The 14179-nt window shown below is 70.2% G+C and carries 12 protein-coding genes; 7 read left to right on the forward strand and 5 right to left on the reverse strand.

What is annotated here, in order from left to right:
- Positions 1–25 precede the first annotated feature (25 nt).
- The gene (locus H9Y04_RS39760) at positions 26–1219 is read right to left on the reverse strand and encodes an RtcB family protein (protein WP_187819099.1); all 1194 of its coding nucleotides are present in this window, start codon (positions 1217–1219) and stop codon (positions 26–28) included.
- A 215-nt stretch (positions 1220–1434) separates the two neighbouring features.
- Between H9Y04_RS39760 and H9Y04_RS39765 the strand changes: the two genes are divergently transcribed.
- The 3 genes from H9Y04_RS39765 to H9Y04_RS39775 all read left to right on the forward strand — a co-directional run bounded on the left by H9Y04_RS39765 (position 1435) and on the right by H9Y04_RS39775 (position 4999).
- Positions 1435–2319, forward strand: a complete 885-nt coding sequence (locus H9Y04_RS39765; RefSeq protein WP_187819100.1) for a DUF3558 domain-containing protein — start codon at positions 1435–1437, stop codon at positions 2317–2319.
- Positions 2320–2464: 145 nt separating this feature from the next.
- Positions 2465–3292 (forward strand): DUF3558 domain-containing protein, encoded by an 828-nt coding sequence (locus H9Y04_RS39770; RefSeq protein ID WP_187819101.1) that lies wholly within the window; start codon positions 2465–2467, stop codon positions 3290–3292.
- Between the two features lie 270 nt (positions 3293–3562).
- Positions 3563–4999: a DUF2637 domain-containing protein gene (locus H9Y04_RS39775; protein ID WP_187819102.1), complete on the forward strand. Its 1437-nt coding sequence runs from the start codon at positions 3563–3565 to the stop codon at positions 4997–4999.
- A gap of 151 nt (positions 5000–5150) precedes the next feature.
- Here the strand turns inward: H9Y04_RS39775 and lysS are convergent, their stop codons facing one another.
- On the reverse strand, positions 5151–6905 hold the full coding sequence (gene lysS, locus H9Y04_RS39780; RefSeq protein ID WP_187819139.1) for a lysine--tRNA ligase: 1755 nt from the start codon (positions 6903–6905) through the stop codon (positions 5151–5153).
- Between the two features lie 258 nt (positions 6906–7163).
- Between lysS and argS the strand changes: the two genes are divergently transcribed.
- Complete coding sequence (argS, locus tag H9Y04_RS39785) at positions 7164–8924, forward strand: arginine--tRNA ligase (protein WP_187819103.1); 1761 nt, start codon at positions 7164–7166, stop codon at positions 8922–8924.
- 70 nt (positions 8925–8994) lie between these two features.
- Here argS and H9Y04_RS39790 read toward each other — a convergent pair whose 3' ends face one another.
- Positions 8995–9435, reverse strand: a complete 441-nt coding sequence (locus tag H9Y04_RS39790) for an Lrp/AsnC family transcriptional regulator (protein ID WP_187819104.1) — start codon at positions 9433–9435, stop codon at positions 8995–8997.
- 123 nt (positions 9436–9558) lie between these two features.
- Between H9Y04_RS39790 and H9Y04_RS39795 the strand changes: the two genes are divergently transcribed.
- Positions 9559–10107 carry an RBBP9/YdeN family alpha/beta hydrolase gene (locus H9Y04_RS39795; RefSeq protein WP_187819105.1) on the forward strand — a complete coding sequence of 183 codons (549 nt, stop codon included), beginning with the start codon at positions 9559–9561 and terminating at the stop codon, positions 10105–10107.
- A 30-nt stretch (positions 10108–10137) separates the two neighbouring features.
- On the opposite strand, the gene H9Y04_RS39800 is transcribed toward H9Y04_RS39795, so the two are convergent.
- On the reverse strand, positions 10138–11385 hold the full coding sequence (locus H9Y04_RS39800) for an aminotransferase-like domain-containing protein (RefSeq protein WP_187819106.1): 1248 nt from the start codon (positions 11383–11385) through the stop codon (positions 10138–10140).
- A 207-nt stretch (positions 11386–11592) separates the two neighbouring features.
- On the opposite strand from H9Y04_RS39800, the gene H9Y04_RS39805 reads away from it, so the two are divergent.
- Both H9Y04_RS39805 and H9Y04_RS39810 read left to right on the forward strand, forming a co-directional pair.
- On the forward strand, positions 11593–12408 hold the full coding sequence (locus H9Y04_RS39805) for a DUF4253 domain-containing protein (RefSeq protein ID WP_187819107.1): 816 nt from the start codon (positions 11593–11595) through the stop codon (positions 12406–12408).
- Between the two features lie 122 nt (positions 12409–12530).
- The gene (locus H9Y04_RS39810; protein ID WP_187819108.1) at positions 12531–13118 is read left to right on the forward strand and encodes a hypothetical protein; all 588 of its coding nucleotides are present in this window, start codon (positions 12531–12533) and stop codon (positions 13116–13118) included.
- Here H9Y04_RS39810 and hemB read toward each other — a convergent pair.
- Positions 13100–14092 carry a porphobilinogen synthase gene (hemB, locus tag H9Y04_RS39815; protein WP_308801814.1) on the reverse strand — a complete coding sequence of 331 codons (993 nt, stop codon included), beginning with the start codon at positions 14090–14092 and terminating at the stop codon, positions 13100–13102. The genes H9Y04_RS39810 and hemB overlap by 19 nt on opposite strands.
- Positions 14093–14179: the final 87 nt, after the last annotated feature.

The raw sequence follows: 14179 nt of genomic DNA on the forward strand, positions 1-14179 counted from the left end.
CCGAGGCCCCCCGCCCCGACGCTTCTCAGCCCTTCACGCACACCACCTGCTTGAGCTTCGCCACCACCTGGACCAGGTCACGCTGCTGGTCGATGACCTTCTCGATCGGCTTGTACGCGCCGGGGATCTCGTCCACGACGCCGGAGTCCTTACGGCACTCCACGCCCCGCGTCTGCTCCTCCAGGTCGCGCGTCGAGAAGCGGCGCTTGGCAGCGGTACGGCTCATCTTGCGACCCGCCCCGTGCGAGGCGGAGTTGAAGGACTTCTCGTTGCCGAGGCCCTTCACGATGTACGAGCCGGTGCCCATCGAGCCCGGGATGATCCCGTACTCGCCGGAGCCCGCACGGATCGCTCCCTTACGGGTGACGAGCAGGTCCATGCCCTCGTACCGCTCCTCCGCCACATAGTTGTGGTGGCAGGAGATCTCGCGCTCGAACGTCGGCCTGGCCTTCTTGAACTCCCTGCGGATCACGTCCTTGAAGAGCACCATCATGATCGCGCGGTTGTACTTGGCGTACTCCTGCGCCCAGTACAGGTCGTTCCGGTACGCCGCCATCTGCGGGGTGTCCGCGATGAAGACTGCGAGATCCCGGTCGATCAGGCCCTGATTGTGCGAGAGCTTCTGGGCCACTCCCATGTGGTGCTCGGCAAGTTCCTTGCCGATGTTGCGCGATCCGGAGTGCAGCATGAGCCACACCGAACCGGACATGTCGATACATACCTCACAGAAGTGGTTGCCGGATCCGAGCGTTCCCATCTGCTTAGTGGCCCGTTCCTGACGGAACTTGACCGTTTCCGCGACCCCGTCGAACCGCCCCCAGAAGTCATCCCACCCCGCCATGGCAAACCCATGAAACCGCCCCGGATCCACCATCGACTCATGCATCCCCCGCCCCACCGGAATCGCCTGCTCGATCTTGGAGCGCAGGCGGGACAGGTCGCCCGGGAGGTCGTTGGCCGTGAGGGAGGTCTTGACCGCGGACATGCCGCAGCCGATGTCGACGCCGACCGCCGCCGGGCAGACCGCGCCGTGCATCGCGATGACGGAGCCGACCGTCGCGCCCTTGCCGTAGTGGACGTCGGGCATGACGGCGAGGCCCTTGATCCACGGGAGCGTGGCGACGTTCTGCAGCTGCTGCATCGCGCCCGCCTCGACCGAGGCCGGGTCGGTCCACATGCGGATGGGAACCTTCGCTCCCGGTACCTCTGCATAACTCATGGAATGCTCAACCCCCGTATGACATAAGAAAATTCTCAGAACGCAAATACCGGGGCCAAGGTCAACAAAAGGGACGGTTGGTCGGCCATCACAGCGGCGCGTGCGATACACATTGTGTTCACCGGCCTTTGTGCGGCGCCAATGCTTTTCGTCGTGCGGGGACGGACCGGACCACCGCAGACCAGCCGACCCCGCGCCCGAAGGAGGCCCGCACCGTGCGGCACAAGAGGTATCTGGCGGGCGCACCCTTGCTCGCCGCGGTGCTGCTGACGGGCTGCACCTCCGGCGGCGACGACGCTGCGGGGGGTGACGACGGCAAGTCGGGCGCTTTCGCGACCTCGCCGGCGAAGACGGCCGAGCCCGGCAGGTACGACACGCTCCTTGAGCCGTGCACGGCGGTGGACCAGGGCACACTGGACTCGCTGCTGCCCGGGATCGAGGAACTCCCCGATGAGCAGCGGGAGAAGGCGTACGCGGGCACGTCGGCCATAACGTTCGACACGGACCGCAGGGCGGGCTGCCGCTGGTCGTCACAGTCCGCGGACTCGGCGTACCGGCTGCATGTGGATTTCGAGCGCGCGGTGTCGTACGACGACGCGGAGAGCGATGACGAGCTCGCGGCGCGGCTGTTCCTGGCGAAGCAGGTCGCGGCGGATCTGCCGGAGCCGGTGACGGACGAGGGGTCGGACGAGGAGGCGGACGAGGGTCCGCAGGAGCCGTCCGGCGACGGGACGGCCGAGGGCGGGAGCACCGGGGCGTCCGGGAAGCCGTCCGCCACGCGCAGTCCGGGGAGCGCGGAAGGCGGGGATCCGGAGCAGGACAAGCCGACCGGGTCGCCTTCGTCCGCTCCGCCGGAGGGTCTGGAGCCGCGTGTGCTCGACGATCTTGCGGATGAGGCGTTTCTGGACGATGTGCTGGGTTCGGCGGAATCGGCCGCGCGTCAGCGGGTGGTGACTGTGGTGTTCCGCACGTCGAATGTGCTGGTGACGGTCGAGTACACGGCTCAGCCGGCCTCGGTGAAGGAGACGCCGGACAGCAAGGAACTGCAGGACAGGGCAAGGGTTCTGGCCGGAAAGCTGGCCGAGCAGTTCACCGAGTGAGCGTGGCGCGGGTCACCGCGGTCCGCTTCCGGTTTCCTCACGGGGCTGTGCGCCACCGCGTACCGTGGCTGGGCGGAACCACAGGGGGCTCCTGCCGCACCGGCGTCCCCGGAACCGAACCGCACGACTGATGAGCGAAGGAACCATGCACCGAAAAGGACCGCGATTCACCCGCATTCTCGCCGCCTGCGCCGTTGTTCCGGTGGTCATGACCGCCGCGGCGTGCTCCTCGGACTCGGGCGACGGCGGCGACAAGAGCGACTCCGGCGCGAAGTCCTCCGCCTCCCAGAGCGCTGACGGCAAGGACAAGGCGGCGAGCCTGGCCGAGGCCGCGTACAAGCAGCTGCCGGCCGCCTGCAAGGTGGTGTCCTCGAAGACGATCGAGGACTTGGTGCCCAAGGTTGACGACAAGTCGGGCAAGACGGGCAAGTCCTCCGATGTCAGCACGCGTAGCAGCTGCTCCTGGAAGGGCCTCGACAACAACGGTGTCGACGGCTCGCAGTTCCGCTGGCTCTCGGCCTCGCTGATGCGCTTCGAGTCGGAGGAGGGCCTGGGCAGCGCCGAGACGCGCGCCAAGGACTACTTCAAGAAGCAGGCCGCCGCGGCCGCCGCCGCGGAAGGCGCCAAGAACGTGAAGTCCGAGCCCGCCGACGGTATCGGCGACTCGGCCGTGACGGTCAGCTATGACCTCGACAAGGGCAAGCTCGGCGACTACAAGCAGCAGACGGTCGTCACCCGGATCGAGAACGTCGTGCTGACCCTCGACTACAACGGCGCGGGTCTCGCGGGCGAGAAGGCCCCGAAGGCCGAGGAGATGGTGAAGGACGCCGAGAAGGCCGCGAAGGAAGCGGTGGCCTCGGTGACGGCAGCCAACAAGCCGGGCGCTTCCACGGAGCCGTCGGACAAGGCGTCCGGCGAGCCCTCCCAGAAGACCTCCGCCAAGCCGTCCGCCAAGGCCTCCGCCAAGTCGTGACCGCGGACGTACGCGAGCGGTGACCGCGGACCTGCGCGAGCCGTGACCCCGGACGTACGCGAACTTCCGTAAGCCGAGCACCAAAACACCCGCATCACCGCACGCCACAAGTCCGGCCATTCACCCGATGGCCGGGCTTCGGCGATACCGGCCCACGGCCACCCGTACACATGTGCCAGGCTGTTGCGCGCAAACGGGTCCGGGCGGGCTGTGTATTTCCGGGGGCAGCCCCCGGACCCCCGGCGGGCAGGCACTTGGAGGGGATCACGGGTGGCAGCGCCACTGAAGCTGACGCGGACACACCGGATACTGATCGGCGTGGTGGTCGCGGGAGCGGTCATCATCGCGGCCATCGGCTTCGCGGGCAGTTACGCGGCCGTGCGCGAGCTCGCCGAGGACAAGGGCTTCGGGAAGTTCTCGCTGGTCTTCCCGATCGGCATCGACGCGGGCATCTGTGTGCTGCTCGCCCTCGATCTGCTCCTGACGTGGATCAGAATCCCGTTCCCGCTCCTTCGCCAGACGGCGTGGGTCCTGACGGCCGCGACGATCGCGTTCAACGGCGCCGCGGCCTGGCCCGATCCGCTGGGCACGGCGATGCACGCGGTCATCCCGGTCCTGTTCGTGATCTCGGTCGAGGCCGCGCGGCATGCGATCGGGCGGATCGCGGACATCACCGCCGACAAACACATGGAGGGTGTGCGTCTCACGCGCTGGCTGCTCTCCCCCGTCCCCACCTTCCTGCTGTGGCGCCGGATGAAGCTCTGGGAGCTGCGGTCCTACGACGCGGTCATCAAGCTCGAACAGGAGCGCCTGGTCTACCGCGCCCGGCTGCGCTCCCGTTACGGCCGCGCCTGGCGCCGCAAGGCCCCCGTCGAGTCCCTCATGCCGCTGCGCCTGGCGCGCTACGGCGTCCCGCTCGCGGAGACGGCCCCTGCCGGGCTCGCGGCGGCCGGTATCGAGGCGCCGCAACTTCCGGCGTCCACCCCGCAGTTGGAGGCCCCCGGGTCCGTCAAGGACGCGCCCGGCGCGGAGCAGCCGGTGGAGATCCCGCAGGAGTGGCCGACGAATCACGACAGCCCGTGGTTCGCGACCCCGCAGCAGCCGCAGCAGCTCCAGGCGGGCCAGCCGGGCCGGCCTCCGTACGAGACGTATGAGCAGCAGGCGTACGAGCAGCAGCCCTACGGTCAGCAGGCACACGCCTACGCCGAACAAGCCGGACAGCCCGGTCAGCCGGGGCAGCCGCAGCAGTACGAGCGGACCTACTCGCCCGAGCCGCCGTACGAGGAGTGGTACGAGGAGCAGCCGGCCGAGGCCTTCGACAGCTCGCAGACCGGCGAGTTCCGCATCCCCGCGGGCCCGAACCGTACGCGTGCGCTGAACATCCCGGGCCAGCGCCAGGAGCAGCAGGCCGAGGAGCCGGCGGAGTCCCTCGGTGCCGACGCGACGGACGAGGAGGAGGCCCCGGCGCCGGCCGGGCTGCCGGACGACGTGACGCGCGAGGAGGCGTACTTCACCGCGTTCCGCAAGTACGTCAGCGAGCACGGGGACTTCCCGAACGCCCGCCAGTTCGGCATCTATCTGCAGGACCTGTACGGCGTGAAGGGCCGCAGCGGGGGCCCCCTCACGGAGTCCACCCTCCGCCCGTTCATCCGCGACTTCCGCGCGCGCTACCAGCAGGAGCTGGACTCGGAGGAGTACATCGCGTAATTCAGCTCAACTTCAGCCCCTGCGGCGCTTGAGCAGATCCGAACGAAGTTCGGATGCCGGGGTCCGGGGCAGAGCCCCGGTTTCGGGAAGGGGCGGGGAGGGGAAACGAAAACGGCGCCGCCCCAAGGGGACGGCGCCGTCGACGTGAGCGTCAGGCTCCCAGCAGCTTGCGCACCCGGTCCGCCCCCACCGCGAGCAGCAGCGTGGGCAGGCGCGGGCCGGTGTCGCGGCCGACGAGCAGGTGGTACAGGAGCGCGAAGAACGAGCGCTGGGCGGTCTTGATCTCCGGCGGGAGCTCCTTGGGACCGGCATCGGCCGAGAAGCCGGCCTGGACCTTCGGCACTCCGTAGACGAGGTGCGTCAGACCGTCGAGGGACCAGTGCTCGTCCAGGCCCTCCAGGAGCAGCCGCAGGGACTCGCGGCCCTGTTCGTCGAGGGCGGCGAGCGCCTCCGTGTCGGGCTCGGTCCGCACGATCGTGCGGGACTCCGCCGGTACGTACTTGGCGATCCAGGCCTCGGCCTTGTCGAGCCGGGGCCGTACGAGGGCCAGATCGCCGACCGGGTTCGCCGGGTCGAGCTCGGTCAGGATGCGCAGCGTCTGCTCCGCGTCCCCGGCCGTCACATCGGCGACCGAGGCGAGCGTGCCGTACTGCAACGGGCGCTCGGTGCGCGGCAGTTCACCCGCGGCGGTACGGGCGGCACGGCCGTGCGCGGCCGCGTCGGCCGGCAGCGCGGAGCCGTCGGCGACCTTGGCCTCCAGCTTGTCCCACTCGTTGTAGAGCCGCTGGATCTCCTGGTCGAAGGCGATCTTGAACGACTGGTTGGGCCTGCGGCGGGCGTAGAGCCAGCGCAGGATCTGCGGCTCCATGATCTCCAGGGCGTCGGCCGGGGTGGGCACCCCGCCCTTCGACGAGGACATCTTGGCCATGCCGGAGATGCCGACGAAGGCGTACATGGGGCCGATCGGCTGCTTGCCGCCGAACAGCGTCACGATCTGCCCGCCGACCTGGAACGAGGACCCCGGCGACGAGTGGTCCACACCCGACGGCTCGAAGATCACGCCCTCGTACGCCCAGCGCATGGGCCAGTCGACCTTCCAGACCAGCTTGCCGCGGTTGAACTCGGAGAGCCGGACCGTCTCGGTGAAGGCGCACTCGTTGCAGACATACGTCAGCTCGGTGGTGTCGTCGTCGTAGGAGGTGACGGTGGTCAGGTCCTTGCCGCAGCCGCCGCAGAAGGGCTTGTACGGGAAGTAGCCCGCGCCGGAGCCGCTGCCGTCGTCCTCGCCCGCGGCGCCCGAGCCCTCGGCGGCCTCGATCTCGGCCTCGTCGAGGGGCTTCTGGGACTGCTTGGCCGGGGCCTTCTTGGTGCGGTACTGGGCGAGGATCGCGTCGATGTCGCCGCGGTGCTTCATCGCGTGCAGGATCTGCTCGCGGTAGACGCCCGAGGTGTACTGCGCGGTCTGGCTGATGCCGTCGAACTCCACGCCGAGCTCGGCGAGCGAGGCGACCATGGCGGCCTTGAAGTGCTCGGCCCAGTTCGGGTGCTCCGAGCCCTTCGGGGCGGGCACGGCGGTCAGCGGCTTGCCGATGTGCTCGGCCCAGGACTCGTCGATCCCCGGGACACCGTTCGGCACCTTGCGGTACCGGTCGTAGTCGTCCCACGAGATCAGGTGCCGCACCTCGTAGCCGCGGCGGCGGATCTCGTCGGCGACCAGGTGCGGGGTCATGACCTCGCGCAGGTTGCCCAGGTGGATCGGGCCCGACGGGGAGAGTCCGGAGGCCACGACGACCGGTTTGCCCGGGGCACGACGCTCCGACTCGGCGATGACGTCGTCCGCGTAACGGGAGACCCAGTCTGCGTTCTCTGGGGACTCCTGGTTCGTGCTCTGGGCCACGATGAGCAGGCCTTCCACTAAGCGTGCGTTTCGGATGGGGCGCGGTGCCACTCCGCGCGACCCCCATTCTCCCAGAAGCGCGACGGTGCCCGCCCGCGAGTATCGGCGCCCCGCCTGCCGCGGGCAGTCGTGCCGCAGGGCGGCACGGGTGGGCGCGGGTGGGCGCGGCACACCCCGCCGGAGGCCCCCTTTTACTGACGCGAACCGAGACCGCGTCTCGTGGGAGAATTCGTAGGCCCAAGCACCCGACCACAGGAACGGCACCCAATGGCCTCGGTCACGTCCCTCACCGCAAGCGTCCACGCACGGCTCTCCGCCGCCCTGACTTCCGCGCTGCCGGAAGCCGCCGGCGCGGACCCGCTGCTGCGACGCAGCGACCGGGCGGACTACCAGGCCAACGGCATCCTCGCGCTCGCCAAGAAGAACAAGGCGAACCCGCGGGAGCTCGCCACCCAGGTCGTCGCGCAGATCGAGAACGGCGGCCTGCTCGCCGACATCGAGGTCTCCGGCCCGGGCTTCCTCAACATCACGGTCTCCGACAAGGCGATCATCGAGACCCTCGCCGCCCGGTACGCGGACGGCGCGCGGCTCGGCGTACCGCCGAAGGACAAGCCGGGCGTCACCGTCATCGACTACGCGCAGCCGAACGTGGCGAAGGAGATGCACGTCGGCCACCTGCGGTCCGCCGTGATCGGCGACGCCCTGCGCGGCATGCTCGACTTCACCGGCGAGCAGACCATCGGCCGGCACCACATCGGCGACTGGGGCACCCAGTTCGGCATGCTCATCCAGTACCTGATCGAGCACCCGGGCGAGCTGGCCCCGGCCGATGAGGTCGACGGCGAGCAGGCCATGTCGAACCTGAACCGGGTCTACAAGGCCTCGCGGGCCGTCTTCGACTCCGACGAGGAGTTCAAGGAGCGGGCCCGTAAGCGGGTCGTGGCCCTGCAGTCCGGCGACGAGGAGACCCTGCGGCTCTGGCAGCAGTTCGTGGACGAGTCGAAGGTCTACTTCCACTCGGTCTTCGAGAAGCTGGACATGGAGGTCAGGGACGACGAGATCGTCGGCGAGTCCGCGTACAACGATCTGATGCCCGAGACGGCCAGGATGCTGGAGGAGTCGGGCGTCGCCGTCCGGTCCGAGGGCGCGCTCGTGGTCTTCTTCGACGAGATCCGGGGCAAGGACGACCAGCCCGTGCCGCTGATCGTGCAGAAGGCGGACGGCGGCTTCGGCTATGCGGCCTCCGACCTCTCGGCGATCCGCAACCGGGTCTTCGACCTGAAGGCCACCGACCTCATCTACGTCGTGGACGTGCGGCAGTCGCTGCACTTCAAGATGGTCTTCGAGACGGCCCGGCGGGCCGGCTGGCTGACCGACGAGGTCACCGCGCACAACATGGGGTACGGCACGGTGCTCGGCGCGGACGGCAAGCCGTTCAAGACCCGTGAGGGCGAGACGGTGAAGCTGGAGGATCTGCTCGACGAGGCGATCTCGCGTGCCGCCGAGGTCGTGCGGGAGAAGGCCAGGGACCTCACCGAGGAGGAGATCCAGGAGCGGGCCGCGCAGGTCGGCATCGGCGCGGTGAAGTACGCGGACCTGTCGACCTCGCCGAACCGGGACTACAAGTTCGACCTGGACCAGATGGTCTCGCTCAACGGCGACACGTCCGTGTACATCCAGTACGCGTACGCCCGGTGCCAGTCCATCCTGCGCAAGTCCGAGGGTGACACCCCGGTCGCGCACCCGGAGCTCGAACTCGCCCCGGCGGAGAGGGCGTTGGGCCTGCACCTGGACGCGTTCGGCGAGACGGTCTTCGAGGCGACCGCAGAGTACGCGCCGCACAAGATCGCCGCGTACCTGTACCAGTTGGCGACCCTGCTCACCAAGTTCTACGACCAGTGCCCAGTGATCAAGCCGCGCCCCGAACAGGATGTGGTGGAGAACCGCCTCTTCCTGGTCGACCTGACGGCCCGGACCCTGCACAAGGGCATGGCGCTGCTCGGCATCCGGACGCCCGAGCGGCTCTGATCACGCCTGATGCGTCACGAGGAGGGCCCCGCCGGAACGAACCGGCAGGGCCCTCCTCGTACGACGGCGCTCAGGGCGCGGTCAGCGGCTTCGGCGGATACGTCCGAAGGACCAGCGAGGTCGTGACCGGTCCGAAGCGCGCGAGGGAGTCGACGACCTCTTCGAGCCGCCCGGCCTGCGGACAGTGCACATCGAAGATCAGGCAGTCCTCGCCCGTGATCCGCAGGGTGGAGGTGACCTCGGGCGTCCCCGCGGCGAAGTCCAGCGCGCGGGCGAGCTGTGCGTGCGTCGTGCGCAGGCGGACGACGGCGTGGATGTTCAGGCCCAGGGCCACGGGGTCGACCACGGCCCGGTATCCGGCGATCACTCCGCTCTTCTCCAGGCGCTGGATCCGCGCACTGGCCGCGGGCTGCGAGAGCCCCACGCGGCGCCCCACCTCGGCGCCGGTCAACCGCCCCTCGTTCTGCAGCAGTACGAGGATCTCGCGGTCCGTACGGTCGAGTGATTCCATCGTTCTCCCCGCCCCTTGCTTTGAGATCACTTGCCCGGCCCCCGCCGCCCCACTGCTTCCCCCAGAATCGGCGCCAGGCGCTCCCGGAACCGTACGGGAGGACGAAGGAAACGGTGGCAGGCAGTGGTCGCGTACGTCATCATCCCCGGCATCGACGGCTCGGACGATCAGCACTGGCAGAGCTTGTGGGAGCGGGAGTCGGGTCCTGCCGCCGTACGGATCGCCCCCGCCTCCTGGTCCGAGCCGGAGCTGACCGACTGGATCGCCGCGGTGCAGCGCGCCTACGAGACGGCCCGCGCCCAGGACGCCGACGGCGAGGTGGTCCTCGTGGCGCACAGCCTGGGCTGCTGGGCGGCCGCGGCCTGGCTCGCCGCCGCACCGGCCGTACGGGGCGCGCTGCTCGTCGCACCGCCGGACCCGCAGGTCCCGGCGTTCCCGCGCGAGGCCGCCGCCTCGTTCACCGGCCTCACCCCGCAGCCGCTCCCGTGCCGGGCCGTGGTGGTGGGCAGCAGCGACGACCCGTACTGCACCGCCGAGACGGCCGAGGAATACGCCGCCGCATGGAAGGCCCGGTGGCACCTGGCGGGCGCGGGCGGCCACCTCAACTCGGCCAGCGGCCTGGGGTCCTGGCCCGAGGGCCGCGAGCTCCTCGACTCCTTGACCGCCGGATGAAGCAGGGGGCTGCGCCTGTACGGCGGGCGGTCAGGCCTGACCACCCGCCGTACAGGCCTTCCGCTGCGAAAGGCGCAGTGCCCGGCCCAGCCGCCCGAGCCCTTCCCTGATCTCCTGCGGCGTCTGCGTCACGAAGCAGAGCCGCATCGTGGAGCGGCCCGGTGCCCCGGCGAAGAAGGGCGCGCCGGGCACATACGCCACCTCGTGCTTGACCACGTCCGGCAGCAGGGCCGTGGTGTCGTACGCCTCCGGCAGCCGCGCCCACAGGAACATGCCGCCCTCGGGCCGGTTCCAGACCGAACCGTCCGGCAGCGCGCCGGCCAGGTGCGCGAGCATCGCGTCGCGCCGCTCGCGGTAGGCCGCGGCCACCGTGGCGACATGCGCGTCCAGGTCGCGGGAGGCCAAGTACCGTGCCGCGGCGAGCTGGTTGACGGTCGGGGTGTGCAGATCGGCGGCCTGCTTGGCGACCGCACAGGCCCTGAGGAGCGCGGCCGGGGCGCGCAGCCAGCCCAGGCGCATGCCCGGCGCCATCACCTTGGAGAAGCTGCCGAGCAGCACAGTGCGGTCCTCGGCCCCGGGCTGCGCGGCGATCCACGGCACGCGCTCGCCCTCGAAGCGCAGTTCGCCGTACGGGTCGTCCTCGACGATCCACATCCCGCGGCGCGCGGCCACCGCGGCCACGGCGGCGCGGCGGTCGGCGGGCAGGGTGCGGCCGGTGGGGTTCTGGAAGGTCGGGATCGTGTAGAGCAGCTTCGGACGCTCCCGCGCGACGAGTGCGTCGAGGGCGTCCGGGTCGATCCCGTCCTCGTCGCAGTCGACGCCGATCACGCGGACGCCGGCGAAGGCGAAGACCTGGAGGGCTGCGAGGTAGGTCGGGTTCTCGACGAGCATGGTGTCGCCGGGTTCGAGCAGGGCGGTGGCCAGCAGGGACAGGGCCTGCTGCGATCCGCTGGTGACCATCAAGTCGTCGGCGGTGGTGGGGAGTCGGCGGGCGGTGGTGCGCGCGGCTAGCGCGGCGCGCAGCGCGGGCTCGCCCTCGGTCGTCGAGTACTGCAGCGCACGGGCCGCGTCCGTAGCGAGCACCTGCGCGTATGCCTCGGCGACCCCCTCCGCGTCGAACAGTTCGGGGGCCGGCAGACCGCCCGCGAAGTTGATCACCTCGGGCCGCGCGGTCACCGCGAGAATGTCCCGTACCGGCGAACCGCCTACGTTCCGCGCCCGCTCGGCGAGCGGCGGCACGGGTGCGTGAACGGTGGCGTTCGGCTCGGTGAGGGTCACGGCGACGGCTCCTTCGGTGACGGCGAGAATGCGGCTTCCCCGCACCCTAGGGACACTGGCTGCCCCGTACACCCACCATTCCGGAATACGGACTGCCCGCGGGCGGGGCGGAGTTACAGGTTCCGTCCCTTGGACGGGGGCGGCGTCGTCTGCCGCGTCCCTTCGGACGGCCAGACGTTGTCAGTACCGCCCTCTACTGTCCTCGCCATGGCCTCACTCCCCAACCCTCTGCCCCAGCTGGCCGCCGACCTGACGGGCGGCAGCCTCGGGCTGCGCCTGCCGCCCGGCAAGGTGATCGACCGGACCGAGAACGGTCCATGGCACGAGCCCCTGCTCTGGATCGCCGACTCCCGTGCGCAGCAGGACAGTTGGCGGGAGGTGATGGCGGCGCGGCGGCGCGGACTGCTTCCGGTCCTGATCGGGGAGAAGTACGGGGACCTGGCACCCAGGCTGATGCCCGAGCTGATGTCGTATCCCGGCGATCATGACGCCGAGGACGTCCTGAGCGAGTTCTGGGAGGCCTACGCGGCCGAGGAGCTTGACGAGGACAACCCCCTGCCGTGGCCCGGCCTCGCCCTTTCCTCGCTCACCCCGGACGGTGAATCGGACTGCGACCCAGACGCGAACGCGGACGAGCTCGCCTCGTCCGTCACCGGCCCCGGCGAGGACGGCTTCTGGCTCAAGGCTCCTCGCATCGCCCTCGTGCCCGCCCGCCGCAGCGCCGACATCCCGGCCGCCATCGGCTGGACGGGGCCGCTCAACCACGAGAACGACGTGGCGCGACTGTGCGCCGTGCTGCGCTCCTGGGAGGACCGCTTCGGAGCCCGGCTCGTGGCCCTCGGTTTCGACACGATGCTCGTCTCGGTCGCCGCACCGCCGGCCACCCGCGCCGCCGCGGAGCTGCTGGCCGCCGAGCACTACGCGTTCTGCCCGGACAACATCGACCAGGCAGGCCGCACCACCCAGTCCTCGTACGCCGAAAGCCTTCTCCAGGAACGCTCCTGGGCGTTCTGGTGGGACTGACCACCACGGGACCCCGCGACCGCGCCGAGGGAGCCCGCGGCCGCACTGCACCGCACCGCACCGCACCGCACCGAGGGAACCGGAAAGCGGAATCCCGCATCCAAGCACCGGAGGCGAGACAAATGCGACGCACTGCACCGGCAGCCCTGACCCTGACCGCGGCCACCACCCTGCTCACGGCCTGCGGCAGCACTCCGGCCGAGGAGCAGAAGACCCCGGCCGAGGAGCAGAAGGTCCGCGCCGCCCCGACCGAGCCGGCGCACACCACGTGTACGGGCCCCCGCGCCGACGAGACCGCCGCCCCCGTCGAACCGGCCGTCGCCCACGTCGACACCCTCGCGGCCCAGCGCTTCGCCCACGTCTACACCGGCCTGCGCGTCGACCACGAGACCCTCACGCTCGACATCTACCGCATCCCGGACACGGCCTTCGACCGCTCCGTCTGCCGCGGTATCCCCGCCAACCTCACCGTACGGCTGCACGACACCAGGACCCCGCGCACCGATCTCGACGCCCTCGTGACGCGGATCAGCGAGGAAATCCCGCGCTGGAAGGGCGAGTTCGACCTCCGTACGGTCGCCGCCACGGAAGAGGGCCGCGTCGAAGTCGGCGTGGACAAGCCGAAGGCCGCCGAGCCCCTGCTGCGCAAGGCCTACGGCGGCCTGGTCGACGCCACGTACGAGGAGGAGGCTCAGCTCAGGCGCAGCTGACGCGCGGCCTCCACCGCCCAGTACGTGAGGATCATGCTCGCGCCGGCCCGCTTGATCCCGGCGAGCGTCTCCATCATCGCCTTGTCCCGGTCGATCCAGCCCCTCTGGGCCGCGGCCTCGACCATCGAGTACTCACCACTGATCTGGTACGCGGCCACCGGCACGTCCACCTCGGCGGCCACGCGAGCCAGCACATCGAGATACGGACCGGCCGGCTTGACCATCACCATGTCCGCGCCCTCTTCGAGGTCGAGCGCCAACTCCCGCAGCGACTCACGCACGTTGGCCGGGTCCTGCTGATACGTCTTGCGGTCGCCCTTGAGCGAGGAGGCGACGGCCTCGCGGAACGGGCCATAGAAGGCGGAGGAGTACTTCGCGGTGTACGCGAGGATCGCGACGTCCTCGTGCCCGGTCTGGTCCAACGCGTCGCGGATGACGCCCACTTGGCCGTCCATCATGCCGCTGGGGCCGAGCACATGCGCGCCCGCGTCGGCCTGCACCTGCGCCATCTCGGCGTACCGCTCGAGGGTGGCGTCGTTGTCGACCCGCCCCTGCGCGTCGAGCACACCGCAGTGCCCGTGGTCGGTGGTCTCGTCGAGGCAGACGTCCGACATGACGATCAACTCGTCGCCGACCTCGGCCCGTACGTCGCGGATCGCGACCTGGAGGATGCCGTCCGGGTCGGTGCCCGGCGTACCGACGGCGTCCTTCTTCTCGTCGAGCGGCACACCGAAGAGCATGATCCCGGAGACCCCGGCCTCGACGGCCTCCAAGGCCGCCTTCTTCAGGGTGTCCCGGGTGTGCTGCACGACCCCCGGCATCGACTCGATGGCGACGGGCTCACTGATCCCCTCCCGTACGAAGGCGGGCAGGATCAGATCGGCAGGATGCACCCGCGTCTCGGCGACCATGCGGCGCATGACGGGGGTGGTACGCAGCCGCCGCGGCCGCGATCCCGGAAACGAGATGGACACTTACAGCCCCTCCGGCGTTTGAGGAGATCCGAACGAAGTTCGGATGCGGGGTCTGGGGCGGAGCCCCGGTTTCGGGAAGGGGCGGGG

The organism is Streptomyces polyasparticus (genome assembly GCF_014493765.1).
Classification (GTDB): domain Bacteria; phylum Actinomycetota; class Actinomycetes; order Streptomycetales; family Streptomycetaceae; genus Streptomyces; species Streptomyces polyasparticus.

Coding starts and splice junctions, on each gene's coding strand:
- H9Y04_RS39760 (WP_187819099.1), bottom strand. CDS start 1,219: ATGAGTTATGCAGAGGTACCGGGAGCGAAGGTTCCCATCCGCATGTGG.
- H9Y04_RS39770 (WP_187819101.1), top strand. CDS start 2,465: ATGCACCGAAAAGGACCGCGATTCACCCGCATTCTCGCCGCCTGCGCC.
- argS (WP_187819103.1), top strand. CDS start 7,164: ATGGCCTCGGTCACGTCCCTCACCGCAAGCGTCCACGCACGGCTCTCC.
- H9Y04_RS39790 (WP_187819104.1), bottom strand. CDS start 9,435: ATGGAATCACTCGACCGTACGGACCGCGAGATCCTCGTACTGCTGCAG.
- H9Y04_RS39805 (WP_187819107.1), top strand. CDS start 11,593: ATGGCCTCACTCCCCAACCCTCTGCCCCAGCTGGCCGCCGACCTGACG.
- H9Y04_RS39810 (WP_187819108.1), top strand. CDS start 12,531: ATGCGACGCACTGCACCGGCAGCCCTGACCCTGACCGCGGCCACCACC.